Here is a 13,358-nt window from a genome sequence, read left to right as displayed (position 1 = left end):
AGTGGGTGTTGCGTTTCTGATTCGACATCATCGATCCCTTCGAAATCGGCCAGGCGATAGCTTAAACCAGTGTCTGGATTTCAGGGTCCACTATAGAACTCCTCTTCGCTGATGCGACTGCCCCTCAGGTGGCTCATTACCGAAAGACAGTGGCTGAGGCACAGGCCGTGGTGCTGGCCACACCGCTCTACCAGGCGTCCTTCTCCGGTGCGATCAAGTTGCTGCTTGACCTTGTGCCTGAGCGTGGGCTGAAGGACAAGGTGGTACTGCCCCTGGCCAACGGAGGTTCCGATAGCCACCTGCTGATCCTCGACTATGCTCTCAAACCCGTGATCTCGGCGCTAGGAGCGAGCAACGTGCTGGGCAGCGTCTATGTCAACTCCCGGCACTTGACGCTGGATGCTGAAAAACGCTATTTAATCAACGAAGAGGAACGCGAGCGAATTGATCGCGCCGTCGATGAACTGAAGGAACTAATTGACACCTCTCAGGGGCTGGCTGGTACGTCAGTATTTTCGCCGGGGTATACAGCCTTCGCCTGACATTCAGCACCTTGCTGAATCCTTCACTCAACTTGAAACCACCCCTCACCCGTTCCGCAAGAGCAGATTCGAGCCTCTCGTGATGTCGGGGTATCCTGGATACTCTTTGAAAGCTCGAACTGCCCCTTTTTGCTCTCGATATCCATTCCATTGTCTAGTCGTCGAATCATGGGTGATCGTGATGAGCCTATCGTATGGCTACCGGCGGTTTTTCGATGTTCTCATTATTAAGAATGCTGGGTTCAGCATCAGGCGTTGAGCCCAGGCAGTTCAGAAGACGTAAGCCATCCTCCCAGCGATGGTGTCCCGATGCAGCATTGATATGCCCCGCCCCCTGGATGATATGGCAGGCGCTGTGCCAGGCATTGGCAAAGTGCTGGATGCGCTCAAGCCTTGCGGCGGGGTCGTTGGTGGAGCCTACCACCAGGCTCGGGAACGGCAGGCGGTGCATTGGAATGGGAGCAAAGCTGGCCAGCGGACGACTGACGCTGCCTCGTTCCACATCCGCCGGTGCGACCAGCAGGGCACCTGCCACGCTGCTGCTTGGTGCCAGTCTAGTGGCCCAGTGCGCGATGGTGATACAGCCCAGGCTATGGGCTACCAGCAGGATGGGGGAGTCGATGCGCCGGCTTGCCCTGTCCAAGGCGCCGATCCAGTCATCGAGCTCCGGTTCCTGCCAGCTGCCGACGCGGGTGCGTGAGGTATGGGGTAGTCGAGACTGCCAGTGGGTCTGCCAGTGGTCATCTCCAGAACCCTGCCACCCGGGCACGATCAGGCAGTGGTAGCCCTCGAAGGATGAAATGCGGTCAGCCATTGGCCACCCGAGAGTCAGGCAGAAACACCCGGCTATAAATAGGGCGAATCCAGGCATCGCCGCCCTGGGCCAGGCCCAGTTCCCGGAAGCGGTGCTTGGGCAGCTCGGCGTGAACCAGGTCCTCGCTGTTGTCGGTGCGCAGTTCGAGGCGCACCGTGGGGCCGACCACCGAGACCAGCTCGACCTTGGCGTGCAGGGCGCCGTCGTGATCGCGATCGGAGAAGACCTCGATCTCGTGGGGGCGCACATAGGCCTGCCCCTGCTCATTCTGGTAGCCCTCGTACTCCGGTGCGGGCAGGTGAACGTCACCGATACGCGCCACGCCGTCGTGGACGCGCGCATGGAAGAGGTTGACGTTGCCGAGGAACTGATAGACGAAGGGGTTGGCCGGATGGTCGTAGACCTCTTCGGGCGAGCCATCCTGCTCCACGCGGCCCTGGTTCATCACCACCACCCGGTCCGAGACCTCCAGGGCTTCTTCCTGGTCATGGGTGACGAAGACGCTGGTGACGTGGATCTCGTCATGCAGACGGCGCAGCCAGCGACGCAGCTCGGCGCGTACCTTGGCATCCAGGGCACCGAAGGGTTCGTCGAGCAGCAACACCTTGGGCTCCACCGCCAGCGCGCGGGCCAGGGCGATGCGCTGGCGTTGGCCGCCGGAGAGCTGATGAGGATAGCGGTGGGCGGTCCAGTCGAGCTGAACGAGCTCCAGCAGCTCCATCACCTTGCGCTTGATCTCGGCCTTGCTGGGGCGTGAGCGGCGTGGCTTGACGGTGAGCCCGTAGGCGACGTTCTGGAACACCGTCATGTGCTTGAACAACGCATAGTGCTGGAAGACGAAACCGACGCTGCGCTTGCTGACATGCAGATCGGTGGTGTCTTCGCCGTGGAAGCGGATCCGCCCGGTATCGGGCTGTTCTAGCCCTGCGATGACGCGCAGCAGGGTGGTCTTGCCCGAGCCCGACGGCCCGAGCAGGGCGGTGAGCTCACCATCGCGGAAGGTCAGGCTGACGTTGTCGACGGCGATGAAGTCACCGAAGTGCTTGTTGACGTGATCGATCTCGATGCTCATGGCGTTCTCGTGGATTCAGAAGGCAGACTCATTCGGCGGCGAGGCGCTGTCGGCGCTCGTCGTGCCATTCGACAAGGCTCTTGATGGCGATGGTGACCAGCGCCAGGCCGGTCAGCAGTGATGACACGGCGAAGGCGGCGGTGAACTGGTACTCGTTGTAGAGCACCTCGATATGTAGCGGCAGGGTGTTGGTCTCGCCGCGAATGCGGCCCGATACCACCGCGACGGCACCGAACTCGCCCATGGCGCGGGCGTTACACAGGATCACGCCGTAGATCAGCCCCCACTTGATGTTGGGCAGGGTGACGTGCCAGAAGGTCTTCCAGCCGCTGGCCCCCAGGGTCAGCGACGCCTCTTCTTCTTCCTTGCCCTGCTGCTGCATCAACGGAATCAGCTCGCGAGCCACGAAGGGCAGCGTACCGAAGACGATGACGATGACGATGCCCGGCACCGCATAGAGAATCTTCAGGTCGTGTTCCGATAGCCAGGGGCCGAGCCAGCCCTGGGAGCCAAACATCACCACGAAGATCAGGCCGACGACCACGGGGGAGATGGCGAACGGCATATCGATCATCGAAATCAGCACCGACTTGCCACGAAACTCGAACTTGGCCACCGCCCAGGCGGTGGCCACGCCGAACACCAGGTTGGCGGGTACCGCGATGGCGACCACCAGGAGCGTCAGCCGGATGGCCGCCAGGGCGTCGGGTTCGGTGATCGCCGCTTGCCAGGCATCGATGCCCTGGCTGAAAGCGCTGTAGAGCACCACGATCAGCGGCAACACCAGAAACAGGCCGAGAAAGGTCAGGGCCATGGCGATCAGGCAGCGCCGCAGCCAGACCGGCTCCTCGGTGGCACGACGCCAGTGCGCGACCAGCGTGGTGTGGGATACCGATGATGAGAGACTCGATGAGGTCATGAAACGAATTCCTTAACGGCGCCGCGAGGCCCACCACTGCAGGCCGTTGATCAGCAGCAGGAGCAGGAAGGCGGCAAGCAGCATCACGCTGCCGATGGCGGCAGCGCCGTGATAGTCGAACTGCTCGATCTTGGCGACGATCAGCAGCGGCGTGATCTCGGTGCGATAGGGCAGGTTGCCGGAGATGAACACCACCGAGCCGTACTCGCCCAGGGCGCGGGCGAAGGCCAGAGCGAAGCCGGTCAAAGCCGCCGGCAGCAGGGCCGGGAGAATCACCCGGCGAATGGTGGTGAAACGGCTCGCTCCCAGGCTGGCCGAGGCTTCCTCGAGTTCCGCTTCGAGATCCTCCAGCACCGGCTGCACGGTGCGCACCACGAAGGGCAGACCGATATAGGTCAGGGCGATGACCACCCCGAGCTGGGTATAGGCGACCTTGATGCCGAAGAGGTTCAGGTACTGCCCCACCCAGCCCGTGGTGGCGTAGAGGGTCACCAGGGAAATCCCCGCCACCGCCGTCGGCAGCGCGAAGGGGAGATCGACCAGGGCATCGATGATTCGCTTGCCGGGGAAGGTGTAGCGCACCAGCACCCAGGCCACCAGCATCCCGAAGACCAGGTTGATCGTGGCGCCTACCAAGGAGGCACCGAAGGAGAGCTTATAGGAAGCCACCACCTGGGGATGGCTGATCGCTGACCAGAAGTCCGCCCAGCTCATGGTGGCGGTAAAGACCAGTAGCCCAGCCACGGGGATCAAAAAGATCAAGCCGAGATAGAACAGCGAGAACCCCATGGTCAGGCCGAAGCCCGGGATCACGCTGCGAGGTTGGTTGAGGATCGGCATGGTCTAATCCGTCGTTTATCTGTGAGTCGGTTACCCAAGAGTCGATTGCCCAAAAACCCCGGGCGCGAGGCCCGGGGGAGAGATCAGCCAGGATGCTCAGTCGGTGGGATTGCCGACCTGCTGCAGGATGTCGTCGAAGCGGCCACCATCGTTGAAGTGGGTCTCCTGGGCGTTGGTCCAGCCGCCGAATACCTCATCGACAGTGAAGCGCTCGACATCGGGGAACTGGTCTGCGAATTCCTTGGCGATCTCGGGGTCGGCAGGCCGATAGAAGTGCTTGCCGGCCAGGCGCTGTGCGTCATCGGTATAGAGCTGCTCGAGGTACGCCGTCGCCACCTCGCGGGTGCCATGCGCCTCGACATTCTTGTCGATCACCGTTACGGGCGGTTCGGCGAGGATGCTCACCGACGGCACCACGATCTCGAAGTCTCCCTTGCCGAGGCGTTCTGTCGCCAGGAAAGCCTCGTTCTCCCAGGCCAGCAGCACGTCGCCGATGCCGCGCTGGACGAAGGTGTTGGTGGAGCCGCGGGCACCGGAGTCGAGCACCGGCACGTTCTTGTAGATGTCACGCACGAACTCGAAGGTCTTCTGCTCATCGCCGTCGAACTTGTCCAGCGCATAGCCCCAGGCCGCCAGGTAGTTCCAGCGTGCGCCGCCGGAGGTCTTGGGGTTGGGGGTGATGACCTCGAGATCATCGCGGGTGAGGTCGTCCCAGTCCTGGATGTTCTTCGGGTTGCCATCGCGGACCAGCAGCACGATGGTCGAGGTGTAGGGGGCGCTGTTGTTGGGCAGGCGCGACTGCCAGTCGGCCGGGATTAGGTTGGCACGCTTATGGAACTGGTCGATGTCATAGGCCAGCGCCAGGGTCACGACATCCGCCGGAAGGCCATCCAGTACGGCTCGCGCCTGGGAGCCGGCCCCCCCATGAGATTGACGGACGGTGACGTCGTCACCGGTCTGCTCCTTCCAGTAGTCGCTGAACCAGTCGTTGTACTCTCGATAAAGCTCGCGGGTCGGGTCGTAGGAGACGTTAAGGATCTCAACATTCTCGGCGTGGGCTTGTCCGCCGGGGAGTGAGACAGTCAGCACTGAGGCGGCAGCCATCAGCGCCAGGCCGAAACGGTAGGGTGAGGAAAGCGAACGTGGCATGAGGTGAGCTCCGTATGCGTTGATGGTGTGGTCCACCCTACTGCCGCCTCTCACGCCACTAGAACGAATTAAAAACGGATTGCTTATTCTTTTATTGAATTAAACCGGGTTGCCGGCCAGCACCTGCTGGACGGTGGCCTCATCCAGGTCGTCTCGGCAGAACTGCAGGAAGTGGTAGGCGAACCCGCGCAGGAAATGTCCCCGGCGCAGGGCCAAGTAGGTGGTGTTGCGCGGGAGCAGCTCGCTGGCGTCGAGCAGCCTCAGCCCTCGGTCACGCTCTTCGTGATAGGCCATCGACGCGATGACCCCGACACCCAGGCCGAGTTCCACATACGTCTTGATGACATCGGCATCCAGCGCCGTGAGCACGATATCGGGTACCACATCGGCGGCGGCGAAGGCCTGGTCGATGCGGGCACGACCGGTGAAGCCTTCGTGATAGGTGACGATGGGATGCGTGGCGATTCGCGGCAGGGTCAGCGGCTGTCCATCGTCCAATGGGTGTCCCTCCGGGACGATCACCCCGTGGTACCAGTGGTAGAAGGAGAAGCAGGCGAACAGTTGCCCGTGCTCGTGCAGGGCCTCGGTGGCCACCCCGATATCCACCTTGCCGGCCTTGAGCATCGAGACGATCTCGTCTGGCCCGCACTGGTGAAGCTCCAGGTGAACCTTGGGGAAGGCCTGCTTGAAGCGGGCGATGATTGGCGGCAGCGCATAGCGGGCCTGGGTATGGGTGGTGGCGATGGCCAGGTTACCCTGGTCTTCGTGGGTCAGCTGCTGAGCCGAGCGTTTGAGGTTCTCCGCATCCAGCAGGATGCGCTCGATGATCTCAAGCAGGGTGCTGCCGGCTTGCGTCAGTCCCAGGATGCGCTTCCCTCGGCGCTCGAAGAGCTCGACACCCAGCTCCTCTTCCAGGTCACGAATGTGCTTGCTGGCCCCCGATTGAGAGGTGAAGAGCGCGTTGGAGGCCTCCGTGAGGTTGAAGTGCTGGCGTACGGTTTCTCGCACGATGCGCAGCTGTTGAAGGTTCATGCGGAATATCCCTGCACAGGAAATGCTTATGGGAATATAAAATACGTTTTTTATTCTTTAAAAGCATTTGTTGCGATATGGATATCAATACGACGGCTTATTCTGGAGGCGGGAAGGTCACGTCGAAGCCGCGGCCATCGAGCTGGCGGATGTCGATCGGGCGACCCTGGTCATCAAGTTCCACCAGGCCGATGCCGCTGCCGTTCCACAGCCGTTCGCCGGCCTTGGCGCAGTCCGGGTCGCGCGGGGTGATCTGCATGCGCCGGCGCTTGGTGAACCAGTTGAGCGGCGAGCGCGGGGCGTAGAGCCAACGGTTGAGGCGGTCGAACCAGTCGAGCAGGGTGTCGGGGAAAGCGTTCTTGATGCCGCTGGAGGTGATCTGCCAGATCCTCGGTCCCTCGCGGTGCTGACGGATATGGATGTCGTAGGCGAAGGAGTAGTGCACGTCGCCGGAGAGGATCACGTAGTGTCCCGGAGTGCGTGAGTGGCGGAAGATATTGAGCATCACGCTGGCGGCACCGCGATGGGCCATCCAGTTCTCGGCGTCGACGAGCAGCGGTCGGCCGGCCAGGGTGAAGAGCCGCTGGATGGTCTCGATCAGCTTGACGCCGAACATCGGGGCCGGCGAGACGATCACCACCGATGTGGCGCCGAGGATCTGCTGCTGAAAGTCCGAGAGCGCTTCCCAGTCCATCAGGCCCGAGGGGCGAGCCGGGTGGCGCTCGCTGCGCCAGCGTCGGGTGCGGGTGTCCAGCACCACCAGCTTGGGCTCGCCCTCGACCTCCACCTCCCAGCCCTGGAAACGCAGTAATTGCTGGATGACGGCGTCCTGCTCTTTGGCGGCCAGCCATCCCCCCTGGCTGGCCGCCGAGGCCAGCAGGTCGGCCGCCTTGCCCAGCGGCTCGGCCAGGCGATCCGGGTCGTTGCCCCAGCCCTGGCAGAGCAGGTAGGCGAGCAGGGCGTTGCCGATGATGCGTCGTGAGAAGGGATGCCCGTAGGCGGTGCGCTCCCAGTCCGCGGTGAGGTTCCAGTCGTCGGTGATGTCGTGGTCGTCGAAGATCATCAGCGAGGGCAGGTGGGCCATCACCCGGGCGGCGGCGGGCAGCCCCTCGGCGAAGCGCGCGATGACCGCAGCTTCCTCGCCGAAGCAGGCTGCCTCCTGCTCGTCCAGCGGCGGCTCACGTATCTCGACCAGCCGCCAGGGCACCGGCGACCAGACCAGCAGGTACATGGCGATGACCTCGGCGAAGCTCATCAGGTGGTTGTGGGCATTGGCCGAGGTGAAGACCGGCTTTCTCACCCCGCCGAAGAAGCGCTCGCGCAGGTTGTCGCTGCTCTTGACGTCCGGCAGCATCGCCTCGCGCCGGTAATAGCTGGCAGGGTCGGCGTAGAGGGCCTGGCTATCGGCCACGGTGGCCCCTTCCAGGGTCTCGTCGAACAGGCCCAGCCGGCGGATCAGCGCGTGGATGGCGACCAGCAGCGGGCCGGCGACGTCGTCGGCATAGATCTGGTCGCCGGTCATCAGCAGCCAGGCGGGCCAGGCCTCGGGCGTCGTCCGTCGTTCGGCCAGCCAGGCATCGGCACGCACCAGGCCGTCGGGACCGTCGTGATGGGGCCGGCGGCACGAGCCATGCAGCAGGCGGCGGTGGCTGTCGGCCAGCACGAACCTGGGGTGCCTGGCGCCCTGGTACAGCAGGTGAGGCGCCCAGTCGGCGATACCGCCCCCGACGTCACCGCCCCCGACGTCGCTCCCGTCCGAGGCGATCGTCAGGTCGTAGTCGATGCGCACACCACGCGGCAGGGGTATCTCGAGGGTCACGTCGATCAGGTGCAGCCAGGCATGCTGGCCCAGCGGCAGCCGCTGCAGGCGCCGCGCGTTGAGCGTCAGGCGGCGCGGTGGGTGTCCGGCGGGGTGCAGCATCAGGCCGAGCTCGAGGGGCTGTGAGCCCACCAGCCAGATCACCAGGCGCTCCGCGCTCAGGCGTCGCAGGAGGGGGCCGGCGAGGACGTCAGGCAGCGAAGCGGTGTCGGGGGACATGGCCGTCCTTTGCGGCGTTGATGGTGCCGCTGGTAGTGATCGGGTCAACAGATTAGGCTGGCCGCTGTGTCGTTCCACTTTGCCCGTTCCCTGATGGAGACTTCCACCATGAGCGTGATGCTGCTCGGCCTGGTGATCTTTCTTGGCATGCACTCGATACGTATTCTGGCTGACGACTGGCGAGGTACCCAGATCCAGCGCATGGGCGAGTTGCCCTGGAAGGCGCTCTTTTCGGTGATCTCGATCATCGGCCTGGCGCTGGCGATCTGGGGCTTTGGCCAGATGCGCCTCGACCCGGTATCGGTCTGGCAGCCCCCGGCTGGCCTGCGCCATCTCGTCGCGCTGCTGATGATCCCCGCCTTCATCCTGCTGGTGGCGGCCTATGTGCCCCGTAACCACCTCAAGGCACGGCTCGGCCATCCGATGATCCTGGCGGTGAAGCTCTGGGCCCTCGCCCACCTGCTGGTCAACGGTCGGTTGGGCGACATCGTCTTCTTCGGTGCCTTCCTGGTGTGGGCGGTGTTCGATTTCCGTGCCGCTCGTCGCCGTCCCCGTCCGCAATCTGCTGCCCCGAGTGTGGCGGGCACCGTCGCCACCGTGGTGATCGGCCTGGTGGCCTACGTCCTCTTCGCCTTCTACCTGCATCCCGTGCTCATCGGCGTGCCGGTGATGTGACTCGGACCCGGCGAGCCGGGCTCTCTGACGCAGCGACTGGGCCTTTCCCTATATGGCTATTGTGCTACGTTGATTGAGTCGAAACTGAGCCGTCATCGCAGCGTCATGCCGTTGTCACCTCGCAGCGCGATAACGGGGGCACCTTAACGCACCATGGAGAGTTCGTCATGTCGATCACTCGTCGTCGTTTCCTCAAGGGCAGCCTGGTCGCCGGTGCTGCGGCCAGCGTACCGTCCTTCTATGTTAATACGCTGCTGGCGCAAGAGCAGACCCTGCGCATCTACGCCTGGGCGGGCTACTTCGACGAGCGCATGCTGGAAGACTTCACCGAGAAGACCGGGATCAAGGCCACCTTCACACCTTACGGCACCAACGATGAACTGATGAACTCGCTGCGGGCCAGCGACGGTAGCGGTTTCGACGTGATCATGCCCACCGTGGATCGGGTGCCGGGCTATCTGGACTACAACCTGATCCAGCCCCTGGACACCTCGCGCATCAACTGGGATGGCGCCCTGGAGAGTGCCATCGAGGGCTCCAGGACCGGCGGGGTGGTGGATGGCAAGCGCTACTTCGCGCCCAGCGACTGGGGCACTGAGGCGATCACATGGAATCGCCGCTTCGCCGACGTCGACCGCGCCAACCTGAGCTATGCCGACCTGTGGAATCCCGAGCATGGCCAGGGCGTCACCGTGCGCAGCCACTCGGCGCTGGTCGGCATCGGCCTGTGGCTGGAGCGCGAAGGGCGGTTACCCTTCCCGCTGCTCGACTCCTACCGCAGCGAGGAGGCGATGCGCGCCAACTTCGATGTCATCCTCGAGGAGGCGATCAAGCACAAGTCGATGCTGGTGCAGTTCTGGAGCACCGAGAACGAGGCCCAGGCCGCCTTCCGCACCAACGGCGCGATCATCGGCCAGACCTGGGACTCCACCGCCTTCCGCCTGCAGCAGGAGGACGAGGAGATCGTCTATGGGGCGCCGAAGGAGGGAGCACTGGCGTGGATGGAGGGCTTCGTGATTCCGCGCAACGCCCGCAACCCGGATGCCGTCTACGAGCTGATCAACTGGTACTACACCCCCGAGGCGGGCGCGATGTTCGTCGAGGCCACCGGCTACAATTCCACGGCCAAGGGCGCCACCGAGCTCTTGCCCGAGGCGACGCGCAATTTCTTCATCAAGTCGTATACCGAGCAGGATCTGGCCAACCTCTGGTGGTGGCCGATCCAGGAGCCCTGGTACGTGGCGCTGCGCAACGAGTACCAGGATCGCTATCTCTCCGCCTGACGCATGCCTGACCGCGAGGTGACCATGGAGGACGGCAGCGTCCGCCTGGAGAAGGTGGTGATGCGCTTCGGCGACTTCACCGCCATCGACACGACGACGCTCGAGATCGGCTCGGGGGAGTTCTTCAGCTTCCTCGGCCCCTCGGGCTGCGGCAAGACCACCCTGCTCAACATGATCAGCGGTTTCCTGGTGCCAAGCGAAGGGCGGGTGCTGATCGGCGGCGAACCCATGGGCGGCGTGTCGGTGAACCGTCGTCCTACCGCGATGATCTTCCAGAACCTGGCGCTCTTCCCGCTGATGACGGTGTTCGAGAACATCGAGTTTGGCCTGGAGGTGCGTGGGGTCGACCGCAAGGCGCGTCGCGAGGCCTCCGAACGGCTGCTGGCGCTGGTGGCACTCGAGGGCAGCGGGCCCAAGCGGATCAGCGAGCTCTCCGGTGGCCAGAAGCAGCGGGTGGCCATCGCCCGGGCGCTGGCCGTGGAGCCGCGGGTGCTGCTGCTCGACGAGCCGCTCTCGGCGCTGGACCTCAAGCTGCGCCAGCACATGCGTGCCGAGCTCAAGGCGATCCAGCGAAAGACCGGTATCACCTTCATCTACATCACCCACGACCAGGGCGAGGCGCTGACCATGTCCGACCGGGTGGCGGTGATGTCGGCGGGGCGTATCCAGCAGGTGGCCGACCCGGTGACCCTCTACCGCTCACCAGCCACCGGCTTCGTGGCGGCCTTCGTCGGCGAGAACAACCGGCTGGAGACGACGCTGATCGAGCGCCAGGGCGAGCGGGTGCGCCTGGATGGCTGTGCGTTGGGCGAACTGGCCGGCCGCGTCGCGGCCACCAGTGGACTGCATCGCGGCGATCGCGCGGCGCTGTATATCCGTCCCGAACATCTGCGCCCGGTCGACGAGGGCGAAAGCGGCCCCACCTTGGCGGCGACCCTCGAGGCGGTCCATTTCGAGGGGGCCTGGGTAGTGCTGGAAGCGCGGCTTGAGGCCAGCGGTGAACTGCTCAGGGTGCAGCTCGGCCACGAGATCTCCCGGCAGTACACCGATACCCTGGTCGCTGGGCGGCGCATGATCTTCGGCTACGATCCAGACGATGCGGTGGTGCTGCCCGAGGATGGCGGCCCGCGGGTCGACGAGGCGACCGGCGAGGTGGTGGAGGCCGGTGATGTTTAGGCAGCTCGCCGCGCGTTTCGGCGGCCCCCTGGCCATGGCAATCCTCGGCCTCTTGGGTATCTGGCTGATCGTGATGGTGACCCTGCCGCAGCTGCAGATGATCGACTACTCGCTGCGCCCCAACCTGCTGCCGGCCCAGCGGGGCGGGCCGGAGGATGGCTGGACGCTGACCAACTACACCACCCTGTTCGCCAATGACATCCACCGGGCGATCTTCTTCAAGACGCTGTGGTCCAGCGTGCTGGTGACCCTGCTCACCCTCGGCGTGAGCTATCCGCTGGCCTGGTACCTGGCCAAGGTGGCCACCCCGCGGCAGGCGGCGCTGTGCATCCTGCTGCTGATCATTCCCTTCTGGATCAACGAGATCCTGCGCACCTACTCATGGTTTATCATCCTTGCCTTCCGCGGGCCGCTCAACGAGGTGCTGATGATGCTGGGGCTGATCGACCGGCCAATCCGTTTCCTCAGCGGTGACGCCGGGGTGATGGTGGGCATGGTCTACGCCTATATCCTGTTCATGGTGTTCCCGGTCTACAACGCCATCGAGAGCCTCGACGACAACCAGGTGCGGGCCGCCCGGGACTTGGGGGCAGGGACGGTGCGCACCCATCGGCGCATCGTCATCCCCCATGCCAAGCCGGGGATCGCCACTGGCTGCATCATGACCTTCATGCTGGCGGCGGGCAGCTATGCAGTGCCGGCGCTGCTCGGTTCGCCAGGCAGCCGCTGGTTCACCCAGATCATCTACAACTGGTTCTTCGAGGGCGGCAACTGGAACCAGGGGGCGGCCTACGCCTTCCTGCTGCTGGTGCTGTGCATCGGCTTCATGTCGTTGGTGATGAAGGTGTTCAAGGTGGGCCTGGGGGACTTTGCCAAATGAGCAACTTGGCCAAATGACGGGGGGCCGGGCGTGAGCTCACAGCGACTGATGGCCCTGGGCCTGCGCATCTATGTGGTGGTGTTCTTCGCCTACCTGTTCCTGCCGCTGCTGGTGATGGCGGCGGCCACCTTCAACGATAGCCGCTTTCCCACCGTGACCCCCTGGAACGGCACCACCCTGAAGTGGTTCGGCGAGCTCGCCGCCGACAGTCGCATGTGGCAGGCGCTCACCAACAGCGCCATCGTCGCCATCGGCGTGCTTTGCCTGGCGGTGCCCATCGGCATCGCCACGGCGCTGTTCCTCAACACCGTGCAGAGCCGCGCCAAGCCCTTCCTGTATGCGCTGATCCTCTCGCCGCTGCTGACGCCCGGGGTGATCATCGGCATCTCGACGCTGATCTTCTGGCGCCAGCTCGGCGTCGGCGGCGGCATCTTCCTCACTGTGCTCGGCCAGGCCACCTTCATCGCCGCCTACGTGATGCTGATGGTCACCGCACGGCTGCAGCGCTTCGACCGCACCATGGAGCGCGCCGCCCTGGATCTGGGCGCCAGCCAGTGGCAGATGTTCCGGCGCATCCTGCTGCCCTACCTCAAGCCGGCGATCCTCTCGGCGGCGGTGATCGCCTTCCTGCAGTCCTTCGAGAACTACAATACCTCGCTGTTCGTGGTGGGCTACGACACCACCCTGACGGTCTACATCGCCTCCAAGGTGCGCACCGGCCTCACGCCAGCGGTCAATGCCCTGGGGCTGATCCTGATACTCGTCACCGTGCTGCTGGCCGTGGCCTACGAGGTCAAGCGGCGCCGCGAGGCCGTGCGGGTGGTGAGCGTATAATAGGGGCGCCGGGGGCAGACCGAAGGGGAGGTCCTACGCCAGGGATGGCGTCGGTAGCGCCCATGGAGGGGTTTACAGCGCCTCCCCGCAGGTCTGCCGCCGGA

General features: G+C 64.2%; 13 protein-coding genes. 6 read left to right on the top strand and 7 right to left on the bottom strand.

Features of this window, described 5'->3' with window-relative positions:
* Window positions 1–128: 128 nt before the first annotated feature.
* Entirely contained in the window at window positions 129–542 is a 414-nt protein-coding gene (locus tag DFO68_RS13330) for an NAD(P)H-dependent oxidoreductase (RefSeq protein ID WP_347813131.1), read from the top strand.
* A gap of 187 nt (window positions 543–729) precedes the next feature.
* Here the strand turns inward: DFO68_RS13330 and DFO68_RS13325 are convergent, their stop codons facing one another.
* The 7 genes from DFO68_RS13325 to DFO68_RS13295 all read right to left on the bottom strand — a co-directional run bounded on the left by DFO68_RS13325 (window position 730) and on the right by DFO68_RS13295 (window position 8,406).
* A complete protein-coding gene (locus DFO68_RS13325; RefSeq protein WP_133484132.1) occupies window positions 730–1,356 on the bottom strand; it encodes an RBBP9/YdeN family alpha/beta hydrolase in 627 nt (208 codons plus the stop codon).
* A complete protein-coding gene (locus tag DFO68_RS13320) occupies window positions 1,349–2,428 on the bottom strand; it encodes a sulfate/molybdate ABC transporter ATP-binding protein (protein WP_133484131.1) in 1,080 nt (359 codons plus the stop codon). The genes DFO68_RS13325 and DFO68_RS13320 overlap by 8 nt, the downstream gene beginning before the upstream one ends.
* Before the next feature lie 28 nt (window positions 2,429–2,456).
* Window positions 2,457–3,347 (bottom strand): sulfate ABC transporter permease subunit CysW, encoded by an 891-nt coding sequence (gene cysW / locus DFO68_RS13315; RefSeq protein WP_133484130.1) that lies wholly within the window; start codon window positions 3,345–3,347, stop codon window positions 2,457–2,459.
* A gap of 12 nt (window positions 3,348–3,359) precedes the next feature.
* Entirely contained in the window at window positions 3,360–4,187 is an 828-nt protein-coding gene (cysT, locus tag DFO68_RS13310; RefSeq protein ID WP_133484129.1) for a sulfate ABC transporter permease subunit CysT, read from the bottom strand.
* Window positions 4,188–4,283: 96 nt separating this feature from the next.
* Window positions 4,284–5,336, bottom strand: coding sequence for a sulfate ABC transporter substrate-binding protein (locus tag DFO68_RS13305; RefSeq protein ID WP_279512840.1), 1,053 nt, complete (start codon window positions 5,334–5,336; stop codon window positions 4,284–4,286).
* 99 nt (window positions 5,337–5,435) lie between these two features.
* Complete coding sequence (locus DFO68_RS13300; protein ID WP_133484128.1) at window positions 5,436–6,368, bottom strand: CysB family HTH-type transcriptional regulator; 933 nt, start codon at window positions 6,366–6,368, stop codon at window positions 5,436–5,438.
* Between the two features lie 97 nt (window positions 6,369–6,465).
* Window positions 6,466–8,406 carry an alkaline phosphatase D family protein gene (locus tag DFO68_RS13295; RefSeq protein WP_133484127.1) on the bottom strand — a complete coding sequence of 647 codons (1,941 nt, stop codon included), beginning with the start codon at window positions 8,404–8,406 and terminating at the stop codon, window positions 6,466–6,468.
* 108 nt (window positions 8,407–8,514) lie between these two features.
* Here DFO68_RS13295 and DFO68_RS13290 point away from each other — a divergent pair, with 108 nt between their 5' ends.
* The 5 genes from DFO68_RS13290 (at window position 8,515) to DFO68_RS13270 (ending at window position 13,254) form a co-directional block, all read left to right on the top strand.
* Window positions 8,515–9,081 carry an NnrU family protein gene (locus tag DFO68_RS13290; protein WP_133484126.1) on the top strand — a complete coding sequence of 189 codons (567 nt, stop codon included), beginning with the start codon at window positions 8,515–8,517 and terminating at the stop codon, window positions 9,079–9,081.
* 167 nt (window positions 9,082–9,248) lie between these two features.
* Complete coding sequence (locus DFO68_RS13285) at window positions 9,249–10,364, top strand: substrate-binding domain-containing protein (RefSeq protein WP_133484125.1); 1,116 nt, start codon at window positions 9,249–9,251, stop codon at window positions 10,362–10,364.
* A 24-nt stretch (window positions 10,365–10,388) separates the two neighbouring features.
* A complete protein-coding gene (locus DFO68_RS13280) occupies window positions 10,389–11,540 on the top strand; it encodes an ABC transporter ATP-binding protein (protein WP_133484124.1) in 1,152 nt (383 codons plus the stop codon).
* Window positions 11,533–12,420 (top strand): ABC transporter permease, encoded by an 888-nt coding sequence (locus tag DFO68_RS13275; protein ID WP_133484123.1) that lies wholly within the window; start codon window positions 11,533–11,535, stop codon window positions 12,418–12,420. Before DFO68_RS13280 ends, DFO68_RS13275 begins: the two co-directional genes overlap by 8 nt.
* A 30-nt stretch (window positions 12,421–12,450) precedes the next feature.
* On the top strand, window positions 12,451–13,254 hold the full coding sequence (locus DFO68_RS13270) for an ABC transporter permease (RefSeq protein WP_133484122.1): 804 nt from the start codon (window positions 12,451–12,453) through the stop codon (window positions 13,252–13,254).
* The last annotated feature ends 104 nt before the right edge of the window (window positions 13,255–13,358 follow it).

Source organism: Halomonas ventosae (assembly GCF_004361885.1).
GTDB classification, from domain to species: Bacteria; Pseudomonadota; Gammaproteobacteria; order Pseudomonadales; family Halomonadaceae; genus Halomonas; species Halomonas ventosae_C.
This window is presented reverse-complemented; position numbering and strand designations above follow the sequence as displayed.

Bases quoted from the DNA above. Each gene is read 5' to 3' on its own strand.
- DFO68_RS13275 (WP_133484123.1), top strand. From the start codon at position 11,533: ATGTTTAGGCAGCTCGCCGCGCGTTTCGGCGGCCCCCTGGCCATGGCA.
- cysW (WP_133484130.1), bottom strand. From the start codon at position 3,347: ATGACCTCATCGAGTCTCTCATCATCGGTATCCCACACCACGCTGGTC.
- DFO68_RS13290 (WP_133484126.1), top strand. From the start codon at position 8,515: ATGAGCGTGATGCTGCTCGGCCTGGTGATCTTTCTTGGCATGCACTCG.
- cysT (WP_133484129.1), bottom strand. From the start codon at position 4,187: ATGCCGATCCTCAACCAACCTCGCAGCGTGATCCCGGGCTTCGGCCTG.
- DFO68_RS13285 (WP_133484125.1), top strand. From the start codon at position 9,249: ATGTCGATCACTCGTCGTCGTTTCCTCAAGGGCAGCCTGGTCGCCGGT.
- DFO68_RS13300 (WP_133484128.1), bottom strand. From the start codon at position 6,368: ATGAACCTTCAACAGCTGCGCATCGTGCGAGAAACCGTACGCCAGCAC.
- DFO68_RS13305 (WP_279512840.1), bottom strand. From the start codon at position 5,336: ATGCCACGTTCGCTTTCCTCACCCTACCGTTTCGGCCTGGCGCTGATG.
- DFO68_RS13320 (WP_133484131.1), bottom strand. From the start codon at position 2,428: ATGAGCATCGAGATCGATCACGTCAACAAGCACTTCGGTGACTTCATC.
- DFO68_RS13280 (WP_133484124.1), top strand. From the start codon at position 10,389: ATGGAGGACGGCAGCGTCCGCCTGGAGAAGGTGGTGATGCGCTTCGGC.
- DFO68_RS13325 (WP_133484132.1), bottom strand. From the start codon at position 1,356: ATGGCTGACCGCATTTCATCCTTCGAGGGCTACCACTGCCTGATCGTG.
- DFO68_RS13295 (WP_133484127.1), bottom strand. From the start codon at position 8,406: ATGTCCCCCGACACCGCTTCGCTGCCTGACGTCCTCGCCGGCCCCCTC.